The sequence below is a fragment of the Kutzneria sp. CA-103260 genome, from assembly GCF_018263855.1.
Taxonomy (GTDB): Bacteria; Actinomycetota; Actinomycetes; order Mycobacteriales; family Pseudonocardiaceae; genus Kutzneria.
On the sequence record NZ_CP073318.1, the window covers coordinates 5,027,103 to 5,046,540 of the forward strand.

Annotated in this window: 18 protein-coding genes; 12 read left to right on the plus strand and 6 right to left on the minus strand. The window is 70.7% G+C overall.

Features of this window, described 5'->3' with window-relative positions; genetic code table 11:
• The first annotated feature begins 30 nt into the window (after positions 1-30).
• From JJ691_RS21695 to JJ691_RS21705, 3 genes are all read left to right on the plus strand, one after another.
• Positions 31-1,980: an amino acid transporter gene (locus tag JJ691_RS21695; RefSeq protein WP_249228103.1), complete on the plus strand. Its 1,950-nt coding sequence runs from the start codon at positions 31-33 to the stop codon at positions 1,978-1,980.
• Between the two features lie 149 nt (positions 1,981-2,129).
• Complete coding sequence (locus JJ691_RS21700; protein ID WP_211770549.1) at positions 2,130-3,038, plus strand: SDR family oxidoreductase; 909 nt, start codon at positions 2,130-2,132, stop codon at positions 3,036-3,038.
• A 156-nt stretch (positions 3,039-3,194) separates the two neighbouring features.
• Entirely contained in the window at positions 3,195-4,220 is a 1,026-nt protein-coding gene (locus JJ691_RS21705) for an alpha/beta hydrolase family esterase (RefSeq protein WP_211770550.1), read from the plus strand.
• A gap of 70 nt (positions 4,221-4,290) precedes the next feature.
• Here the strand turns inward: JJ691_RS21705 and JJ691_RS21710 are convergent, their stop codons facing one another.
• Complete coding sequence (locus tag JJ691_RS21710; RefSeq protein WP_211770551.1) at positions 4,291-5,115, minus strand: enoyl-CoA hydratase/isomerase family protein; 825 nt, start codon at positions 5,113-5,115, stop codon at positions 4,291-4,293.
• A 111-nt stretch (positions 5,116-5,226) separates the two neighbouring features.
• Between JJ691_RS21710 and JJ691_RS21715 the strand changes: the two genes are divergently transcribed.
• The 4 genes from JJ691_RS21715 (at position 5,227) to JJ691_RS21730 (ending at position 8,589) form a co-directional block, all read left to right on the plus strand.
• On the plus strand, positions 5,227-5,748 hold the full coding sequence (locus JJ691_RS21715) for a snapalysin family zinc-dependent metalloprotease (RefSeq protein ID WP_211770552.1): 522 nt from the start codon (positions 5,227-5,229) through the stop codon (positions 5,746-5,748).
• A 71-nt stretch (positions 5,749-5,819) separates the two neighbouring features.
• Complete coding sequence (locus tag JJ691_RS21720; RefSeq protein WP_249228104.1) at positions 5,820-7,010, plus strand: winged helix-turn-helix domain-containing protein; 1,191 nt, start codon at positions 5,820-5,822, stop codon at positions 7,008-7,010.
• A gap of 131 nt (positions 7,011-7,141) precedes the next feature.
• Complete coding sequence (locus JJ691_RS21725) at positions 7,142-7,513, plus strand: hypothetical protein (RefSeq protein WP_211770553.1); 372 nt, start codon at positions 7,142-7,144, stop codon at positions 7,511-7,513.
• Positions 7,514-7,515: 2 nt separating this feature from the next.
• On the plus strand, positions 7,516-8,589 hold the full coding sequence (locus tag JJ691_RS21730; RefSeq protein ID WP_211770554.1) for a hypothetical protein: 1,074 nt from the start codon (positions 7,516-7,518) through the stop codon (positions 8,587-8,589).
• Here JJ691_RS21730 and JJ691_RS21735 read toward each other — a convergent pair.
• A complete protein-coding gene (locus JJ691_RS21735; RefSeq protein ID WP_211770555.1) occupies positions 8,533-9,255 on the minus strand; it encodes a hypothetical protein in 723 nt (240 codons plus the stop codon). The genes JJ691_RS21730 and JJ691_RS21735 overlap by 57 nt on opposite strands.
• A 136-nt stretch (positions 9,256-9,391) precedes the next feature.
• Between JJ691_RS21735 and JJ691_RS21740 the strand changes: the two genes are divergently transcribed.
• A complete protein-coding gene (locus tag JJ691_RS21740) occupies positions 9,392-10,078 on the plus strand; it encodes a GPP34 family phosphoprotein (protein ID WP_211770556.1) in 687 nt (228 codons plus the stop codon).
• Here JJ691_RS21740 and JJ691_RS21745 read toward each other — a convergent pair.
• Positions 10,069-12,342 carry an FUSC family protein gene (locus JJ691_RS21745; protein WP_211770557.1) on the minus strand — a complete coding sequence of 758 codons (2,274 nt, stop codon included), beginning with the start codon at positions 12,340-12,342 and terminating at the stop codon, positions 10,069-10,071. The two genes, JJ691_RS21740 and JJ691_RS21745, sit on opposite strands and share 10 nt — an antisense overlap.
• A 76-nt stretch (positions 12,343-12,418) precedes the next feature.
• On the opposite strand from JJ691_RS21745, the gene JJ691_RS21750 reads away from it, so the two are divergent.
• From JJ691_RS21750 to JJ691_RS21760, 3 genes are all read left to right on the plus strand, one after another.
• Positions 12,419-12,868 carry a MarR family winged helix-turn-helix transcriptional regulator gene (locus JJ691_RS21750; RefSeq protein WP_211770558.1) on the plus strand — a complete coding sequence of 150 codons (450 nt, stop codon included), beginning with the start codon at positions 12,419-12,421 and terminating at the stop codon, positions 12,866-12,868.
• A gap of 124 nt (positions 12,869-12,992) precedes the next feature.
• Positions 12,993-14,510 carry an aldehyde dehydrogenase gene (gene adh, locus JJ691_RS21755; protein WP_211770559.1) on the plus strand — a complete coding sequence of 506 codons (1,518 nt, stop codon included), beginning with the start codon at positions 12,993-12,995 and terminating at the stop codon, positions 14,508-14,510.
• Complete coding sequence (locus JJ691_RS21760; protein WP_211770560.1) at positions 14,510-14,905, plus strand: DUF779 domain-containing protein; 396 nt, start codon at positions 14,510-14,512, stop codon at positions 14,903-14,905. The genes adh and JJ691_RS21760 overlap by 1 nt, the downstream gene beginning before the upstream one ends.
• A gap of 82 nt (positions 14,906-14,987) precedes the next feature.
• Here the strand turns inward: JJ691_RS21760 and JJ691_RS21765 are convergent, their stop codons facing one another.
• Positions 14,988-16,397 (minus strand): carboxylesterase/lipase family protein, encoded by a 1,410-nt coding sequence (locus JJ691_RS21765; RefSeq protein ID WP_211770561.1) that lies wholly within the window; start codon positions 16,395-16,397, stop codon positions 14,988-14,990.
• A 17-nt stretch (positions 16,398-16,414) separates the two neighbouring features.
• Complete coding sequence (locus tag JJ691_RS21770; protein ID WP_211770562.1) at positions 16,415-17,362, minus strand: catalase family peroxidase; 948 nt, start codon at positions 17,360-17,362, stop codon at positions 16,415-16,417.
• An 86-nt stretch (positions 17,363-17,448) separates the two neighbouring features.
• On the opposite strand from JJ691_RS21770, the gene JJ691_RS21775 reads away from it, so the two are divergent.
• Positions 17,449-17,748 (plus strand): hypothetical protein, encoded by a 300-nt coding sequence (locus tag JJ691_RS21775; RefSeq protein WP_211770563.1) that lies wholly within the window; start codon positions 17,449-17,451, stop codon positions 17,746-17,748.
• 46 nt (positions 17,749-17,794) lie between these two features.
• Here JJ691_RS21775 and JJ691_RS21780 read toward each other — a convergent pair whose 3' ends face one another.
• On the minus strand, positions 17,795-19,402 hold the full coding sequence (locus JJ691_RS21780) for an AMP-binding protein (protein ID WP_211770564.1): 1,608 nt from the start codon (positions 19,400-19,402) through the stop codon (positions 17,795-17,797).
• Between the last annotated feature and the right edge of the window lie 36 nt (positions 19,403-19,438).

The window sequence follows — 19,438 nt, forward strand, 5'->3', positions numbered from 1 at the left end:
AGGCACGATCACTCTGGGGAGAGCACCACCTTGGCCACGACCACCGACGTGACCCCGAACACCGGCGACCAGACCCGCAAACGACTCGGCCGGTGGCTGCTCGACCAGCCGCCGCAGACGTCCAAGCAGGCCGCGCCCGAGCACCCCAGCCAGCCGTGGTGGAAGGTGATGTGCCTGACCGGCGTGGACTACTACTCCACGCTGGGCTACCAGCCGGGCATCGCCGCGCTGGCCGCCGGCGTGCTGTCGCCGGTGGCCACCCTGGTGCTGGTGGCCCTGACGCTGGCCGGCGCGCTGCCGGTGTACCGGCGGGTGGCCCGGGAGAGCCCGAACGGGCAGGGCTCCATCGCCATGCTGGAGAAGCTGCTGCCCAAGTGGAAGGGCAAGCTGCTCGTCCTGGTGCTGCTGGGCTTCGTGGCCACCGACTTCGTCATCACCATGACGCTGTCGGCCGCCGACGCCTCCGCGCACGCCATCGAGAACCCGTTCTTCCCGAGTTTCCTGCACGGCCAGCAGGTGCTGGTCACGCTGGTGCTGCTGGCCGCCCTGGGCGCGGTGTTCCTCAAGGGCTTCAGCGAGGCCATCGGCATCGCGGTCGCGCTGGTCGGCGCCTATCTGGCGCTGAACGTCGTGGTCGTCGTGGTGTCCCTCGTGCACGTCTTCGAGTCGCCGAAGCTGGTGCTGGACTGGGAGGGCCTGCTCGTCGGCCAGTACCACAACCCGTGGCTGATGATCGGCGTGGCACTGCTGGTGTTCCCCAAGCTGGCGCTGGGCCTGTCCGGCTTCGAGACCGGCGTCGCGGTGATGCCTCAGGTGCGCGGGGCCGCCGGGGACACCGCCGCCCGGCCCGAGGGGCGGATCCGCAACACCCGCAAGCTGCTCACCACCGCCGCCGTGGTGATGAGCGTGTTCCTGATCTCGTCCTCGGTGATCACCTCGGTGCTGATCCCGCAGGCGGAGTTCCGGCCCGGCGGCGAGGCCAACGGCCGGGCGCTGGCCTTCCTCGCGCACGAGTACCTGGGCAGCGCCTTCGGCACCGTGTACGACATCAGCACCATCGGCATCCTGTGGTTCGCCGGCGCGTCGGCGATGGCCGGGCTGCTCAACATCGTGCCGCGCTACCTGCCCCGCTACGGCATGGCGCCGGACTGGGTGCGCGCCAACCGCCCGCTGGTGCTGGTGTTCCTGGCGATCGCCTTCGGCATCACGGTGATCTTCCAGGCCGATGTGGACGCCCAGGGCGGCGCCTACGCCACCGGCGTGCTGGTGCTGATCTCGTCGGCCGCGCTCGCCGTGATGCTCTCCGCGCTGCGCAAGCGACAGCGGGCCGCCACCGTGGGCTTCGGTGTGATCACCGCCGTGTTCGCGTACACCACCGTCGTCAACGTCATCGAACGCCCCGACGGCGTGCGGATCGCGGCGTTCTTCATCGTGGCCATCATCGTCACGTCGTTCGTCTCGCGGGCCACCCGCTCCCTGGAGCTGCGCTTCACCCAGGTCGACTTCGACGACACCGCCCGGCGCCTGATCGCCGAACACGCCGCCGCCGGGCAGATCCAGCTCATCGCCAACGAGCCCGACGCCCGTGACGAGCAGGAGTACGTGGACAAGGAACGGGAGCAGCGGGAGGACAACCACATCCCGGCCGGCTCCCCGGTGATGTTCCTGGAGATCACCATCGGCGACGCCTCGGACTTCACCACCGAGCTGTCGGTGCACGGCGAGGAGCGCTTCGGCTACCAGATCCTCAAGGTCAACAGCCCCACCGTGCCCAACGCCATCGCCGCCATCCTGCTCAAGATCCGCGACGAGACCGGCGTCGTGCCGCACGTCTACTTCGCCTGGGCCGAGGGCAATCCGTTCCTGTTCCTCTTCCACTACCTGTTCTCCGGCGCCGGCGACGTGCCCCCGGTGACCCGCGAGGTGCTCCGCCGCGCCGAACCCGATCCGGAGCTCCGCCCCGCGGTCCACGTGGGCTGACCCCCATCGGCTGATCCAGCGGCCGGCCGCGCACCGCGCGGCCGGCCGCTTTTGTCGTGACCGCCGTCACAACCAGAGATATGGACACAGTGTCTCCACGAGTGCTTATATGTACACAACGTCCACAAACGAACCGAGGAGCGAGGACGATGAGCGAGAGCCAGATCGTTGTTGTCACCGGCGCGTCGAGCGGCTTCGGCTGGATGAGCGCGCACCGCCTGGCCGACGCCGGCCACACCGTGTACGCCGGGATGCGGGCCACCGCCGGCCGCAACGCCGACAAGGTCGCCCAGATCAAGCAGTACGCCGCGGACAACGGCGTGCGGATCCGGGCGGTCGAGATGGACGTGGCCGACCAGGCCTCGGTGGACGCCGCGGTGGCGCGGATCATCGAGGAGGAGGGCCGCATCGACGTGCTGTTCCACAACGTCGGCCACATGACCCTGGGCCCGGCCGAGGCCTTCACGCCCGAGCAGCTGGCCCAGATCTACGACTCCAACGTGCTCGGCTCGCAGCGCGTCAACCGCGCCGTGCTGCCGCACATGCGGGCCGCCCGCAAGGGTCTGGTGGTGTGGAACAGCAGCAGCAGCTCGGCCCGCGCCGGCACGCCGCCCTACCTCGCGCCGTACTTCGCGGCCAAGGCGGCCATGGACTCGCTGGCCCTGAGCTACGCCGTCGAGCTGGCCCGGTTCGGCATCGAGACCTCGCTGATCGTGCCCGGCGCCTTCACCGGCGGCACCAACCACTTCGCCAACGCCGGCCAGCCGGCCGACACCGAGACGGCCAAGGCCTACGAGGAGTTCTACGCCGGCCTCAATGAGCAGGTCACCGCCAAGCTAACCGAGCTGGAGCCGACCGACGCCGACCCGGCCGAGGTGGCCCGGGCCGTGGTCCGCGTGGTCGACACCCCGTACGGCAAGCGCCCGCTGCGCACCCACATCGACCCGTCGCAGGACGGCGCCGAGGTCGTCAACGCGGTGGCCGACCGGCTGCGCTCGGACTTCTACGAGCGGATCGGCCTGGCCGACCTGCTGCACCCGCGCACGGTGTGGTCCTGACCACTTCGACCCCGATGACAACGTTGTCAAGTGAAACGCCTGCAACCCCACCGGCGGATAACACGTCTACAGGGAAAATTCAGGAAGTTCTTAACGTAGATTAGGGGCCGACCGTCGACGACGCCGTCGGCCCCGCCGCCGCAAAGGGAACCGCCGATGACCACCGCCGCCGCCACGCGTCGCAGATACGGGCTCGCTCTGGGCTCGCTCCTGGTCGCGTTGACCGCCTCCGCCTGTGGCGCGGGCGTCGCCAGTGTAGTCGAGGGTTCCTCGCCGAAGCCGCAGGCCATGGCCGCCGCGCAGGGCGCGTGCAAGACGCCCGAGGTGCCGGCCGGCCTGAGCACCCAGCACGTGATGTCCGGCGACCTGCGGCGCACCGTGGTCGTCTACTACCCGCACGGCCGGATGCCGGGCAAGCCCATCCCGATGGTGCTGGACCTGCACGGCAGCGGCAGCACCCCGCTGCAGCAGATCTCCGGGTCGAACATCGCGGCCACCGCGGACAAACACGGCTTCGCGGTCGTCGCGCCGCAGGCCGGCATTCCGTTCATCGCCGGCAAGTCGCACGGCTTCGCCTGGAACGTGCCGGGCGTGCCGCTGATGAACGGCCGGCCGGTGCCCTCGGGCGCGCCCAACGACGTGCAGTTCATCCGGGACACCATCGCCACCATGAGCAAGTCCCTGTGCGCGGACCAGAAGCGGATCTACGTCACCGGCTTCTCCGGCGGGGCGCGGATGGCCTCCCAGATCGGCTGCGAACTGTCCACTGAGGTCGCCGCGATCGCGCCGATGTCCGGGCTGCGCCTGCCCACCAACTGCAAGCTGAACCGGCCGCAGTCGGTGCTGTCCTTCCACGGCACCTCGGACGGGACCAATCCGTACAACGGCAGCAAGCAGCTCTACTGGTCCTACGGCGTGCCGGCCGCCGCGCAGCGCTGGGCCACCGCCGACCACTGCGGCAAGGGCGTCACGCAGCAGGTTGTCAACGGTGTCATGAGCACCACGTACAACGGCTGCCAGGGCGGCCGGCAGGTGGTGCTGTACACGGTGACCGGGCAGCGGCACTCGTGGCCGGGCGTGGCCGGCGCGATGGCCAAGGGCTACAGCCTGCCGAAGATCGACCCGAACGAGATCATGTGGTCCTTCTTCGACTCCCACCCCCTCGACGCCACCACCACCTGATCTACCTTTTCTGTCATGAAGGGCCCCATCCTGACGTTGAGCGTCAGGATGGGGCCCTTCATGACGAAGATCAGGCCGGTGCGCCGTCCTCGTCGAGCTTGGGCCAGAGGATCGTGGTGAAGTCGGGCTGGCGCTTGTCCACAAAGGCGGCGACACCCTCCGCGTAGTCGCGGCTGGCGTAGGAGGCGCGGTACCAGCGGTGCGACCACTCGTCGTCGGCGGCCTGGCCGGCGGCGGCGCGGGCGATCAACTGCTTGGCCCCGGCCAATGTGATCGGTGCTCGCTTGGCCAGTGTCTCCGCGAGCGCATAGGCCTTGGCCGCTGCCTGGTCCACCGGGTGCACCTCGTGCACGAGGCCGATGCGCAGCGCCACCTCAGCATCCAGCAGCTCGCCGGTGAACAGGATGTAGCGGGCCCACGCCGGGCCGACCGTCTCCACCACCCGGGCCGTGGACATTTGATGATACACAACGCCCAGTTTCGACGGCGTGATGCCGAACCGGGCCGTATCGTCGGCGATCCGGATGTCGCAAGCCAGTGCCAACTCGCAGCCGCCGCCCACACACCAGCCCTGGATCAGCGCCACCGACGGCTTTGACATCGTTGCCAACGCCCGCTCCGCCGCGTGCACCACCTCCGAGTAGGCGGCCGCGGCCTCCTCCCCCTTGCGCACCGTCTGGAACTCGGCGATGTCCGCGCCGGCCGAGAACGGGCCGTCACCGGCGCCGCGGATGACCAGCACCCGCACCGCGCCGTCGTCCTCGACCGCGCTCACCACCTCCGGGATCGCCTGCCACATCCGCAGCGCGAAGGCGTTGCGCTTGGCCTGGCGGTCGATGGTCAGCGTGGCCACCGGTCCGTCGACGGCCAGCGACAGTTCCTCGGGGAGGTTCATGGTCAGCAAATTACCCGGGTCAACCGTGAATTCGGCCCGACGATCGCAGGTGGCTGCGTCACATTCCGTGCTGCCACCCTGACCGCACGTCTTCGCCAGAGGAGTGACGAGATGCTTCGACGTTTGACCCTCGGCCTCGCCGCCGCCCTGCTCCCGTTGGCCGGCATCGCTGTCGCCGCGCCCGCGGACGCGGCGCCGACCGTGGTTACCCTGCACTACAACGCGAGCGGGATCACGCACTACTCGGCCCAGGTGGTGCAGGCCGTGAAGAACTGGGACACCAGGCTGAAGAACGTGCAGCTGGTGTCCGGCGGCAGCGCCACCATCACCCTGCACGAGGTCAACGGCGGCGGTTCCTACACCACCACCGACGGGCACGGCCACGGGCAGATCTACATCGACCGCCAGCAGGTCGCCCAGGGCTTCGACCCGACGCGCATCATCACCCACGAGTTCGGCCACAACCTCGGCCTGGCCGACGACTACACCGGCCCCTGCTCCGAGGTGATGTCCGGCCACGGCCCGGGCACCGCCTGCAAGAACGCCATCCCCTCGGCGGCCGAGGTCGCTGAGGCCGACGGCAACTTCGCCAACGGCTTCGCCCCCGCCCTCGCGGAGCACACCGTTCGCTGACGTTGGTTCTCCCGAAGGACGCACCGGGCTTGCCTGGTGCGTCCTTCGTCTTGATCAGGCAGTATCGGGGTATGGCACCGTCCAGCGCGCTGCGCAGGCGGAGGTCCGAGCTGGAACGCAACTGGGCCGAATGGATGGCCGGCACCGCCGCCGGCGACACCCGGGACGAGGTGCTGGCCTCGTGGTCCCGGTCCCGGCCGACCGTGGATCCCGAACGGGACTCCGCGCCGGCGGTGGCGGGCGGGGACCTGTCCGAGCGGTGGGCCGCCTCCCCGCTGCGGGAGCCCGTGCTGGAACTGGCCGACGAGCTGCGCAGCATCGCCGACGACGCCCAGTTCATCGCCGCCGTCACCGACGAGTCCGGCACGATCATGTGGACGTGCGGCGGCCGGGTGATGCGGCGGCGGGCCGAGCAGGTCAACTTCGCGCCCGGCGGCTGCTGGAACGAGCCGTCCATGGGCACCAACGCGCTGTCCCTGGCCCTTCGGACCGACCGGGCCAACCGCGTCTTCTCCGCCGAACATCTCGTGCACGCCCTGCACGGCTGGGTCTGCTACTGCGCACCCATCCACGACCAGCACGGCAACGTCCTCGGCGTGCTCGACCTGTCCAGCACCTGGGACCGCTCGCACCCGTTGGCCATGTCCACCGTGCGCACCCTGGTGTCCGCCATCGAGGCCCGCGTCAGCGAGGCCCCGGTCACCGGGCTCCGACTCCAGTGCCTCGGCGACGCCGTCGCCCACCACCGCGGCCAGCTCCTGTCCCTTCGGCCCCGGCAGTTGGAGATCCTCACCCTGCTGGCCCTGCACCATCCTCGCGGCCTCTCCCCCGAGCAGCTCCGGGACGCCCTCTTCGGCGAACGCGACGTCGCCGCCGCCACCCTCAAGGCGCAGGTTTCCCAGCTGCGCAGCGCTTTGCACGGCTCCGTCAGCAACCGCCGCTACGTGCTCACCGAGTCCATCGCCTGCGACGCCGTCGAAGTCCTCCGCCTGCTCCGGGCCGGCGACGTCACCGGCGCCGTCCGCCTCTACAACGGTCCCCTGCTGCCGACCTCCACCGCCCCCGGCATCGAGACCTGGCGTGAACACATCTCCGTCGCCGTCCGCCAGGCGGTCCTCCGGTCCGGCGACCCCGAGCACGCCCTCCGCTTCGGCGAGCTCCACCCCCACGACGCCGAGATCCACACCCGCGCCCAGCTCCTCCTCCCCCCGTCCGACCCCCGCCGCGCCATCGCCGCCGCCCGCCTCACCTGGGCCGACTGACACTGCTCCGATCGGGTTGGCCCCGTCGTTGGACTCCATGCCCCGCCGTCACCCGCTTGTACCCTCGGACCCCGTACCGTTCCCTGCGTCGGGTGGTGAGGAGCATGCGACCAGCCCGACTCCTCCGCCTGATGCTGCTCAACACGAGCGAGCACGAGGGGATACTGCGCGGATTGCAGTTCGACCAGGTCTCGCCCACCTATTGGGTCAACGTGTGTCTCCACTGCCGGGTGGCGTTCGAGTTCCGCACCTATCGGGGCCACAGCGAGCGAAGCTGTCGCAAACGGCACAGGCGGGTGGAGCGGCAGGTGTGGTTATGCGGCAGGTGCCGCTACGGACTGGTTTTCGCCGACGACAAAGACCACTACGAGGACCACCGCTGTTTTGTCGACCGTGACGGCAGGCTCTGGGCCGAGCCGACGCCGAGTTTCGTGATACCTCACACGGCCTTTGCCAAGTCGCCCCTGGACCCGGCGGATGTCGTTGCGGTCGGCGAGGAGTAGCCATGTGGTTCACGTCCCTGCTGACGACGACCGCGGCGTCGTTCGGACGGCTGCTGATGACCATGATCGTGCCGACGGCGATTCCGATCGGCACGCTCTGGACCCTGCTGCGGGCCGGCAGCTTCACCGGCCACACCGACTGGCGGCAGGTCGCGCCGACCGCGTTGGTGAACGACTCCTTCGGGCTGCTGCTCGTGGTGGCGGCCATCGTGGTCGTCTCGGCGGTGTGGCAGCCGTTCCAGATCAGGCTCGTCCGGATGCTGGAGGGGTACTGGGACGGCTGGCCGGTGACGGCCCGAATCGCTCCCCTGTTCGTCGAGTGGCAGCGCCGTCGGCTGGCCGGTCTGCGCGAGCGGCACGCGGCCCTCAGCAGGCCAGAAGTCGCAGCCGCCCCGGGCATGAACCTGACCGAACAGGCGGCGCGGCAACGACTCCTGGCCCACCGTCGCACCGAGCATCGCCGGGTCCTCGCCCGGCTCAACCGGTTCCCGGACAGCGCGACAACGGACCAGTTGCTGCCGACGGCGCTGGGCAATGCCCTGCGCGCGGGCGAGGTTTCGGCGGGCGAACGCTACGGACTGAACACGCTGGCGTCCTGGTCCCGGCTTTTTCCGTATCTGTCGGACAGATTCCGCGCCGTGCACAACGCGTCCCAGGACTCGGTCGACACCGCGGCGAACCTGACCGTCAGCTTTTTCCTGGCCACGGCGATGACGGTCGCGGGTCTGTGCCGCGAACCGGTCTACTACTGGATCCCGCTGCTGAGTCTGGTGCTGACCTGCGTCTGCTACACGGGCGCGGTGGCGGCGGCCGTCCAGTACGGAACCTATCTGCGGGCCGCCTACGACCTGCACCGGTTCGACATGCTGAAGGCGCTGCACTATCCCCTCCCGAGGACACCGGGAGAGGAGCACGCGATGTTCGAGCGGCTCTCCTTGTTCTTCCGGGTCTCCGAGGACATGACCGGGGACCGCAACCGGCTCGCGAAGTACCCGGCCTACCTGCGCGAGTACCACCACTCAGGCGCGGTGGATGCTGACGACACCGCCGAAGCCGAGAACGTGGATCCGAAGTAGGCCGGCGTGGCCGGCGCCCTCCGGCGGTGTGGGTGACGTGTCCCGAACGGGCGCCAGCAGCCTTCCGCCCGGCTCCAGACAGAGGTGCCAGTCCTCAGGCACGGTCAGCTGCACGTGCCCGAACAGGACCGTGACGTTCATGGTGATCCCGTCCGGGTCGGGCGGGCAGTTCGACAGGTCGACCAGGTTCTCGCAGAGGAAGGCCCGGGGGTTCACGGTGGCGGCGACCAGGCTCGTGGGTTCGACGCGACCGGTGAGCAGGACGCGGGTCCACGACCGGCCGGCGGCCGAGCTGATGGAGGCCAGCAGCGCCAGGCCGGCGAAGAGGGCGACCAGCGGCACCGCGAAGTTGATGACCAGATCAGGCTCGACGCCCTGTTGCAGCGCCAGGTACACCACCGAGACGAGGACCAACAGGCCCGGCGCGAGCAGCGATTCGATTCGCAGGAAGCGCCGCGCGAGGTTGACGACGGCGAGGCCGATCAGCGCCCACGGCCACCAGTGCGCGAACAGGTTCCACGCCACGCTGAGGCGGTGCGCGGTGTCGCCGACGAGGAAAGCGCCGCTGAGCAGGAGGATTCCGCCGAGCCAGATCCGCGCGCGGCGCTCGTGCGGGGCCTGTTGGCCGACCGCCGTGGGCTGACGCGACGCGGGATCCGAGCTCACGAGGGAAGAGTAGGCGATGGGTTCAACCGGGCACGGGTGCAGCCGAGGGTGATGTCGAGGCGGGCGGCCTGGCTGGCGCGCAGGCGGATGTGGTGGGCGGCGGACTTGCCGCCACCGACTGTGCGAACCTGGCCCCGTGCGCTATGCCCTGTCGCTGCCCGAGGAATTCGCTCTGCTGTCAGTCACCGACACCGGCGCGGTGCGGGACGCAGCCCAGGCGGCGATCGGCTGCGCGGCCGCCGAGCTCGGCGAGCTGGCGTTGCGCGGCAAGGTGCTGGTCGACTGCCGCAAGCGCGAGGTGGGTGGCCTGCATGTCTACCTGACCGGCGGCGCGCGGGTACGTCTCGTCGACACGGGCGGCACCGGCCTGGCGTGGGCGGACGCGCTGCTGGCGGAGTTGGCCAGCCATGGCGTCGAGCACGGGAAGATCGTGCTGGCGAAATGGCTGCGCCGCCGCCGCGGGGCGTTCTCGCTGCACTGCGCCACACTTGTCCAACGCGGCCTGGTACGCCACGAGTCCGTCCGACGCCTGTTCGGAGCAGAGGCCCGCTACCTTCCGGACACCGCCGTGCGCGACGCCCTGGCCGCCGACATCCACGCGACCGGCCGCGGGCTGCAGATGCAGGACGCCCACATGCTGTTGTTGTCGGATCTCGTCGTGGGATGCGGGCTGGCCCGGGACCTGAACATCACCATCCCCGTGCAGCAACGCCTGAAGCGCGCCCGTGGCGGCGGCTCCGTCGCGTTGCTGCCGGAAGCGATGTTGGACACCAGCGCCGTGCTGGCGGCCGCGGTGCCCCGACGATCCCGCCGTCAGGGCTGAGCTTCGGCGCGGCGGCGGGCGCAGCCGAGGGTGATGTCGAGGCGGGCGACCTGGCTGGTGTGCAGGCGGATGTGGTGGGCGGTGGGGGGAAAGGCGGTGGCGAGGACGGTGCACGGGCCGGGTGGGAGGCCGGTGACGTGGTAGCGGCCATGGTGGTCGGCAGTGGTGGAGGCGACCATGCGGCCGTCGCGGTCGAGGACGCTGAGGGCGGCGTGGGGGCGGGTGGTGCCGGCAACGGCGCCGCCGCCGAGGGGGATGCCGCTGAGTTCCCGGAGGACGTGGCGGAGGTGGATGAGCGGCGGGGAGGCGGGAACGCCAGGGGCGAAGAGGGCGGCGTCGGCGGCTGCGAGGGGGCCTTCGGCGGCGGGCTGCACGGCGCCGACGGGGGCGGCGATGAGCTGGCGCACGGCGTCGGCCAAGGCCCGGCAGGCGGGCGCAAGCGGGGAGGAAGTGGCGGCGGGGCGGCGTAAGGCGCGGGCGTGCATGCCGAGGGAGGCGTAGAGGGCGAGCCGGTGCCGGGTTCGGGGCGAGACGGTGCCGCCGAGCATGGGAACGGTGAGCGGGCGGGCGACGAGGGAGAGCTGCCAGAGGCGGGTGTCGAGGGTGCGGATGGGGGCGTCAAGGTCGAGGCCGGTGGAGGCGGCGTCGAGAACGGCGGCCAGGGCGGTGAGCACGGCGTCACGGGCAGAGCGAATGGTATCCCTTGTGGACAGTGGGGTGACGACGAGGGCGACGACGAAGCCGATGGTGGCGCCGACGGCGGTCTCGGCCAGGCGCAGCAGGAGCAGGTCGGTGGAGAACTCGTGCAGCACGCTGTAGAGCTGGCCGACCATGATGGTGACGAAGAAGATCATGTACAGGTAGGAGACCCGGATCAGGTAGAAGCCCAGGAACATGCTGCCGATGATCACGGCGAGCACGGCGGCGGTGTTGCCGGCGGTGAGGGCGGCGAACAGCACGGAGGCGATCAGCCCGAAGAGGGTGCCCAGCACGCGGTTGAGGCCCTTGGCGAAGGTCTCGGTGCGGGTGGCGGTGCCGGCGAACAGCACAAAGGCGGCGATGACGGCCCAGTAGTAGCGGGCGGGCGAGAGCGCGGAGCCGATGATGATCGCCAGTGCCCCGGCGACGGCGACCTGGACGGCCTGGCGGGTGGTCATGTCCAGGCGGGCCAAGGGATTCCAGTGTCCGCCGCGAGCCGGAACGTCCTTGGCCACGGCGGGAGAGCCGGGCAGGGCGCCGAAAGCAAGCGAGATGGAGGCCTCGAACTCGTCCAGCACGTCGTCGGTGGTGGCGTCCGAACCGGACGCGAGGGCGACGAATTCGGTTACGGCGACGGAGAAGTGCTCATCGGGCAGCACACGGGCGAGCTCGGCGGCACGGGAGTCGTCACGGCGGGCCAGGCGGTCGGCGACCCGGGCGGCGGCGCGGGCCTGGTCGGTGCCGACGAGCGCCTCGGCGGCGGTGACCAGCTGCTCCAGGACGTGCTGGGCGTCGATCAGCTTGCGGCGTAAGCGAGAAGGCGACTTGTCGGCGGGCAGCGCGCCGGGTTCGGCCGACCAGCCCTCGACCATCAGCGCGGCCTCGGTGACGGCGGCCAGCCGCCCGTGCAGGCGACGGCGCAACCGGTCGATGCGGCGAGGATCGGTGCAGGACAACAGATCCGCGGCGGCGCGGGCCACGGCCCGGGCCCGGGCGTCGAAGGCCCGCACGACCCGGGCCAGCGTCTTGGCGGAGTTCACCCGCAGCACGGTGATCGACAGCAGCAGCACCCACACCGTCGCCACGATCACGGTGACCATCAGACCGGGCAGCATGGCCAACGTGGTGTGCAGGAAGGCGGCGAAGAAGTAGCCCATCCAGCCCATGAAGCCGTAGAAGAAGTAGTCGACGCCGAACCGCCGCACGTACACGGCGGCGAACATCACCGCCACGAACACGGTCAGCATCAACACGGTGTCGCTGCCGACCAGGGCGCCGGCGACCATGCCGACGCCGAAGGCGACCGGGAAGAACGCGGCGGTGCGGGTCTTGGCCCACGCGTCGCCGGAGCCCAGGGCCATCGCGCCCATCATCGCGACCACGGCCCCGAGCAGCATGGCGATCAGCGTGCCCATCGCGTCCGCCCCGGTGACCAGGGCGAACCCGAACTCCACGGCCAGCGCGCTGGCCATCGCGAAGGTCGCCGACACCGCCGACCACAGCCGGCTCAACCCCGGGTCGGAAGCCACCACCCGGTCCCGCACCTCGCTCAGCGCGAGTGTCATCCAGGCCCCCATTCCTCGATACCGGTACCATACCGCTAATTACCGGTGTCATACCGCCAGTTCTCGGAGGCGTCACATGGTCGACACGGCGCAGGCACTCGACGTGCTGGAGCTGGCCACGGCGGTGCTCAACCGCAACTTCGAGCTGCTGCGCCGGCGCACCGACGCCTACCAGGAGCTGGACAAGTCCGAGTACCTGCTGCTGCGCACGCTGGACCAGACCGGCCCGGCCGACGTCAGCACGCTGGCCGGCGCGCTGGGCCTGGACCCGTCGACAGTCGGCCGGCAGGTGACGGGCATGCAGGGCCGCGACCTGGTGACAAAGATCCACGACACCGCCGACCGCCGACGCTGCATCATCGCGCCGACCGAGCAGGGGCTGGAGCTGATGGCGCTGACCCGGCAGCGCCGGCTGGCCATCTCGGCCGAGCTGCTCGGCGACTGGACACCGGATGAGCTGCACACCTTCGCCGAGTTGCTGACCCGGCACAACGACGCCGTCGCGGCCCGCTACCTGAAGGCCTGACCCAGCCCTCGTCTGACCTAGCCCTCGTCTGACCTAGCCCTCGTTTGACCTGCGCGGAAACCTCGCGGCAACCCCTCAGGAGCAGCGTGACGCCGGTCACCGACGGCGTGAGGGAGTGCGAACAATGGTGTACGCCAAGCCTGGGACAGACGGCAGCGTCGTGCAGTTCAAGGCGCGCTACGACAACTTCATCGGCGGCGACTGGACGCCGCCGGCGGAGGGGCGGTACTTCGACAACCCGAGCCCGGTGGACGGTCAGCCCTTCTGCGAGGTGGCCCGCTCCACCAAGGCGGACATCGAGCTGGCCCTGGACGCCGCGCACGTGGCGGCCGAGAAGTGGACCAGGACCTCGGCCGGCGAGCGGTCGGTGCTGCTGAACAAGATCGCCGACCGGATCGAGGAGAACCTCGAGAAGCTGGCCGTCGCCGAGACCTGGGAGAACGGCAAGCCGGTGCGCGAGACGCTGGCCGCCGACATCCCGCTGGCCATCGACCACTTCCGCTACTTCGCCGGCGTGGTGCGGGCCCAGGAGGGCGGCATCAGCCAGATCGACGAGGACACCGTCGCCTACCACTTCCACGAGCCGCTGGGCGTGGTCGGCCAGATCATCCCCTGGAACTTCCCCATCCTGATGGCCACCTGGAAGCTGGCCCCGGCGCTGGCCGCCGGCAACTGCGTGGTGATCAAGCCGGCCGAGCAGACGCCGGCCAGCCTGCTGATGGTCATCGAGCTGATCGCCGACCTGCTGCCGCCGGGCGTGGTCAACGTGGTCAATGGCTTCGGAGTGGAGGCCGGCAAGCCGCTGGCGTCCAGCAGCCGGGTGGCCAAGGTCGCGTTCACCGGCGAGACCACCACCGGCCGCCTGATCATGCAGTACGCCAGCGAGAACATCATCCCGGTCACCCTGGAGCTGGGCGGCAAGAGCCCCAACATCTTCCTGCCCGACGTTGTGGCGGCCGACGACGACTTCCTGGACAAGGCGGTCGAGGGCTTCGTGATGTTCGCGCTCAACCAGGGCGAGGTCTGCACCTGCCCGTCCCGGGCGCTGATCCACTCGTCCATCTACGACGAGTTCATCGCCCGCTGCGTGGCGCGCACCGAGGCCATCGTCGCCGGCAACCCGCTCGACCCCGCCACGATGATCGGCGCGCAGGCCAGCAACGACCAGTACGAGAAGATCATGTCCTATCTGGACATCGGCGTGAAGGAAGGGGCCGAGGTGCTCACCGGCGGGCACTCCCGCAAGGTGGCGGGCCTGGAGGGCGGCTACTACATCGAGCCCACGATCTTCAAGGGCACCAACGACATGCGCATCTTCCAGGAGGAGATCTTCGGCCCGGTGGTGTCGGTGGCCACCTTCGACTCCGAGGACGAGGCGCTGAAGCTGGCCAACGACACCCTGTACGGGCTGGGCGCGGGCGTCTGGTCGCGGGACGGCAACACGGCGTACAGGTTCGGGCGGGCGATCAAGGCCGGCCGGGTGTGGACCAACTGCTACCACGCCTATCCCGCGCACGCGGCGTTCGGCGGCTACAAGCAGTCCGGCATCGGCCGGGAGAACCACCGGATGATGCTCGACCACTACCAGCAGACCAAGAACCTGCTCGTCAGCTACTCGCCGAAGAAGCTGGGCTTCTTCTGATGGGAGAACGGATCCGGCGGGTCGAGCTGACCGATCAGGCGCGCACGCTGGTCGCGACGCTGACCGAGGAGCACGGCCCGCTGATGTTCCACCAGTCGGGCGGCTGCTGCGACGGCAGCGCGCCGATGTGCTATCCCCGCGGGGAGTTCCGCGTCGGCGGCTCGGACGTGCTGCTCGGCGAGGTCGGCGAGGACATCCCGTTCTGGATGTCGTCCAGTCAGTACGAGTACTGGCGGCACACCTTCCTGACCGTGGACGTGGTTCCCGGACGGGGCAGCGGTTTCTCCGTCGAGGCCCCGCACGGCGTCCGCTTCCTCATCCGCTCCCGCCTCCTGACGGACGAGGAGTTCCAGCAGATCTCCGCCGAACCCCCACTCCCCACCGGCGCCGACTGACTCGCGAGTCCCGCTCTCAAGCAGCCATGGGTCGAGTTCCGAAATTCGACATTCAGTTGCCCGAGAGCGGGACTCGCGGGGGTCAGAACCAGGTGCTGGAGGGCCAGGTTTCTTCGGCCCAGGCCTGGCGGCGGGCGGAGTTGGGGTCGTCCTCGACCCGCACCGGTGTTCCCATGATCATGGTGGGGCGGCTCGTCGAGGAGTACGGAGTCCAGTCGACCTTGCCGTCGCGGACGAAGGAGCCCCAGGCCCCGTGCATCACCCGGGACAGCTCCGTGGCGGCGGGATCGCCGAGGTCGCCGCCGCCGACGGCCCAGGCGAACACGACGTCGGTGCCGTGGGCGGCGGCCATCGAGGACGGCACGCCGGGCAGGACGCCGTCGAACCGGTAACGCCAGGTCGGCGCGTGCCGGGACTGGGCGTCCACCAGCCGCAGCGTCGGGATCCCGTAGCGCTCGTCGGTCATCACGGCGGCGAGGTCGCCGTCGTAGGCGTCGATGATCCGCTGCGCTCGTTCGGGCCCGAACGCCTCGGTCAGCACCCGGGTCGCCGGCTGCGCCGCGCGGGGATCCAGGGCCGTGAAGGTGCCGGCTTCGTTGGCTGCGCTGGACGCCAGCAAGGCGACCTTGGCCGCCGAACCCGAGGCGATCCGCCGCACCGGCACGTCCGGCAGCAGCGAGCCGTCGACCACCGGCCGCCACGTCCAAACTCCGTACAGCGGCGGCGACACGGTCAGCTGCGCCTCCACCAGCTCCGCCGCCGACACGGACGGAAGATGCCGGCGGTCGATGCCCAGCCGGTCCGCGGTGGCCCGCGCGACCTCGGGCGTCGTCACGTGATCACCGCCGCCGCTCTGCGAGATCGCCCGCTGGAACAGCCCGGACGCTGCCGGGGTGGCCATCAGCGTGGCCACGCTCTTGGCCCCGGCCGACACCCCTCCGACGGTCACCTGGCGCGGATCCCCGCCGAACGCGGCGATGTTGTCCCGCACCCACCGCAGCGCGGCGATCTGGTCCAGCACGCCACAGTTGGTGTCGTCGAGGAAGCCGAAGGCCCCCAACCGGTAGTTGAACGTCACGACCACGACATCGTGGTCACGCACGAAGGTCTCGCCGTCGCCGATGCCGTCCGGGCCGGCGCCGCTCATGTAGCCGCCGCCGTGGATCCACACGAACACCGGCCGCGGCGTCGCCGACGGCCGCTCGGGGGCGCACACGTTGACGTAGAGGCAGTCCTCGCTGATCCGCTGTGGATCGTCCACAGCGGCCGGTCGCGGGCCGGGGATCATGGCCACCGGCAACACGATCTGCATCGCGCGCGGGCCGAAGCGGGAGGCGTCCCGCACCCCGATCCACGAGTCGGCCGGCAGCGGCGGCCGGTGCCGCAGCGGCCCCACCGGCGGCTGCGCGTACGGAATGCCGCGCCAGGCCACCGCCCCACCGAGATCGACGCCGCGGACCTGGCCGATCGTGGTGGCGACCGTTGTAGCCATCTCACCTTCCCCCAATGTCATTTACCCTGGCTGCGCCGCCCGTGGGACACCGCGTAGACCTGGCCGCGGAACCGCAGCACCGGGTCGTCGGACAACTCGATGCCGGGCACCAGCCGGGTCGGGTCGAACATCCGCCGGTCCCACTTGGCCTGGTCCTCGACCGGGCCGGTGACCAGCAGCCGGCCCACCGTGATCTCCGTGCGGTCGCTCGGCCACAGCACCGTGCAGTCGTCGGTCGGGTCGCCGGGCTCGGCGATCTGCACCTTCAGCTGGAACGCCACCGTGGTCGTGGCCAGCCGCTCGGCCAGCTCGTCGGACAGGTAGGTCGGCGACTTCTCGGCGGCCCGCTCGTCGGACAGCTGCTGCACGCCCGCCTCCGGCTCCCAGCGGTAGCGCACGGCCGTGCGGCGGCGCATCCGGTCCAGCCAGACGAAGGCGTGCACGGCCCAGTAGCGCAGGGTCGCGTAGCTCACCGGGATCGGGGTGTTCTTCACCGCCCGCAGGCCGCGCATCGCCTCCGTGTGCTCGGTGGCGTACTTGCGCACCACTTCGGGGTCGGGCGAGCCGGTGAACATGTTGGGCTCGGCCGCCTCCAGGAAGTCGCGGAAGGCCTGCGGGGTGGCGGCCACGAACACCGGCTGGCTCACCGACAACAGGTCGGTGGCGACGCCGCCGGGCAGGTGGAAGGCCACCGACAGGCCGCGGGCCGACCGGGTGCGGTCCCAGATGTAGGGATTTCCCGAGAAGTTGGAAAAACGCACGGTCGCCGGGACCGGGTCGCCCTGCAGGTGCGCCGCGGTGGTGTACTCGGCCGCCGCGCCCGTCGGCAGGAAAACCGCTCGGTAGCAGGCCCCTTTCGCGTGGGCCCGGCGGTAGCCGGGGTACAGGCCGGACACCCATTCCAGCCGGTCGGTGACGTCCACGGCCAACTGCGGATGGGCGCCGTCGGGTGGCTGAACGGACATGGGCGACATCCTGTTCGGCTCTGCGTCGGACCGCAGCCAGACTAAGGCGCGGCCGTCTTGGTGCCAAGCTGGGTACCGTTGTGTGCATGGAAGGGCACCAGCCGCCGGGCCCGAAGGACCGATTCGAGGACGACCTGATCGGGTTGGACCGCGACGATCCCGAGGTCAAGGCGTTCGCCGAGCACCTGGACCGGATGGAACGGGTCCGCAACGGCTACACCGTGGAGGGCTATCTGGCCGGGGTCACCGACTTCGCCGAGTCCGCCAACCGGTCCAGCGGCCACCGCCGGCTGATGGTGGGGCTGGTGGTGCTGCTGATTCTGCTGGGCGTGGGCTTCGCCACCTGGAACCTGCTCACGGTGGTCCTCGGCGTGATCATCCCCTGACCGAGCAGGCGGGGACGGCCTGCCGCAAGGGAAAGCTCGACGTCGGCTAGAGCTCGCCGTCCAGGTATCGCCGCCGGATCGCGGCCCGCGTCGGGCGACCGGTCCAGCCGGCCGGCATCCAGCCGGACTCGACGATCACCACGTCGCGCACGCGCACGTTGAAGCGCTTGGCCACGGCGGCCCGGACGGTGTCGACGACGGCGGTCACGTCGAGCTCGGCCGGCGGCAGGTGCTGGGAGCGTTCGGCGACGACGACCACGGCCTCCCCGAACGACAGCGCCACCACCCGGTCGGGGCGGATCGCCGGGTGGGCGGCCCGGGCGACCAGCTCCACCTCGTGCGGATCGAGGCGGCGGCCGTCCACGGTGAGCAGATCCTCCTGCCGCCCCAACACGAACAGCTCGCCCTCGTGCAGGAAGCCGAGATCGCCGGTGCGCAGCCACTCCCGACCGTCCAAACAGACCAGTCGCTGCCGGGCGGCCACGACCGCACCGGACAGCCAGATCTCGCCGACCATGCCGTCGGGCAGGGCCCACCTGGCGCTCGGGTCGACGATCAGCACCTGGCCGTCGACGGGCACGCCACAGGACACGAGCAGGGTGGGCCGGCCGTCGGTGCGCAGCACGGCCTTGCCGGCGGACAGCTGCTCGCGGTCGACAGTGATCCGCCGTGGCGGCGCGCCGGCGGCGGTCATGGTGACCGGGCCGATCGCGCCGGCGGCGGTGTAGCAGGTGCGCAGCGACTGCGGCGGCAGCCCGCACTGGCCGAACACGTCGACGGCCACCCGCACAGTGCTGGCGTTGATCGGCTCGCCGCCGTCGACCATGCTGCTGACCTGCGACAGCCGCAGCCACGAGCGGTCCTGTTCGGTTGTTCGGGAGGCGCAGTAGGCCAGCGCGAAGTCGGGGGCGGCGGTGATCACGTCCTGGCCCGAGGCCAGCGCCTGCAACCACCGGCGGGGCTGCTCCAGCACCGAAGACTGCTCCAGCAGCACGGTCCGCAGCCGGCCGGCCAGCGGCGCGGCCAAGCCCAGTACGAAGCCGAGGTCGTGGCAGAGCGGCAGCCAGTTCACGGTCACCGACCGCCCGGTGACCGCCCGGAACGCCGTCACCGCGCGGCGGCCGGCCGCGGCCAGATCGCCGTGGCTGAGCGGCGTCCCGACCGGGTCGGCCCCCGGATCGACCGGGTAGCGCAGCATGGCGAGGTCGGAGGCGGCGGCCGGGAACCGGTCCAGCTCCCCCTCCGGCAGGCCGTCCACCAGCACCACCGGGGCGTCGAAGAACGCCTGCACCCGAGGCTTGACCGCGCTGGTGGTGAGCACCGCGGTGGCCAGGCAGTCGGCCAGCACGGCGTGCACATGGGCCGGATGGTCGTCGAGGTCGGCCAGGTCAAGCGGCACCGCCACCACCCCGGCCCACAGCGCGGCCAGCAGGGCGACGACGTCGTCCACGCCCTGCGGCGCGAGCACCACGGCCCGGCTGCCCGGCCCGACGACCCGGCGCAGCGCGGCGGCGGTGGCGGCGACCCGGCGGTGCAGCGAACCCCAGGTCGCGGTGACCGACAGCCCGTCGAGGCTGGTGCTGTGGTCGACGTAGGTGACGGCCGCGTCGTCGGCGTTGGCGGCGGCCCAGGTGGCGAGGTGGTCGGTGAGCACGGTTCCTCCAAATGCGAGGGGACCCCGTCTGACATC

What these genes read in the sequence shown, in the direction of transcription:
- JJ691_RS21750 (WP_211770558.1), top strand. Translation starts at nt 12,419, where the DNA reads ATGGTCGACACGGCGCAGGCACTCGACGTGCTGGAGCTGGCCACGGCG.
- JJ691_RS21715 (WP_211770552.1), top strand. Translation starts at nt 5,227, where the DNA reads ATGCTTCGACGTTTGACCCTCGGCCTCGCCGCCGCCCTGCTCCCGTTG.
- JJ691_RS21730 (WP_211770554.1), top strand. Translation starts at nt 7,516, where the DNA reads ATGTGGTTCACGTCCCTGCTGACGACGACCGCGGCGTCGTTCGGACGG.
- JJ691_RS21760 (WP_211770560.1), top strand. Translation starts at nt 14,510, where the DNA reads ATGGGAGAACGGATCCGGCGGGTCGAGCTGACCGATCAGGCGCGCACG.
- JJ691_RS21770 (WP_211770562.1), bottom strand. Translation starts at nt 17,362, where the DNA reads ATGTCCGTTCAGCCACCCGACGGCGCCCATCCGCAGTTGGCCGTGGAC.
- adh (WP_211770559.1), top strand. Translation starts at nt 12,993, where the DNA reads ATGGTGTACGCCAAGCCTGGGACAGACGGCAGCGTCGTGCAGTTCAAG.
- JJ691_RS21765 (WP_211770561.1), bottom strand. Translation starts at nt 16,397, where the DNA reads ATGGCTACAACGGTCGCCACCACGATCGGCCAGGTCCGCGGCGTCGAT.
- JJ691_RS21775 (WP_211770563.1), top strand. Translation starts at nt 17,449, where the DNA reads ATGGAAGGGCACCAGCCGCCGGGCCCGAAGGACCGATTCGAGGACGAC.
- JJ691_RS21700 (WP_211770549.1), top strand. Translation starts at nt 2,130, where the DNA reads ATGAGCGAGAGCCAGATCGTTGTTGTCACCGGCGCGTCGAGCGGCTTC.
- JJ691_RS21725 (WP_211770553.1), top strand. Translation starts at nt 7,142, where the DNA reads ATGCTGCTCAACACGAGCGAGCACGAGGGGATACTGCGCGGATTGCAG.
- JJ691_RS21710 (WP_211770551.1), bottom strand. Translation starts at nt 5,115, where the DNA reads ATGAACCTCCCCGAGGAACTGTCGCTGGCCGTCGACGGACCGGTGGCC.
- JJ691_RS21745 (WP_211770557.1), bottom strand. Translation starts at nt 12,342, where the DNA reads ATGACACTCGCGCTGAGCGAGGTGCGGGACCGGGTGGTGGCTTCCGAC.
- JJ691_RS21705 (WP_211770550.1), top strand. Translation starts at nt 3,195, where the DNA reads ATGACCACCGCCGCCGCCACGCGTCGCAGATACGGGCTCGCTCTGGGC.
- JJ691_RS21720 (WP_249228104.1), top strand. Translation starts at nt 5,820, where the DNA reads ATGGCACCGTCCAGCGCGCTGCGCAGGCGGAGGTCCGAGCTGGAACGC.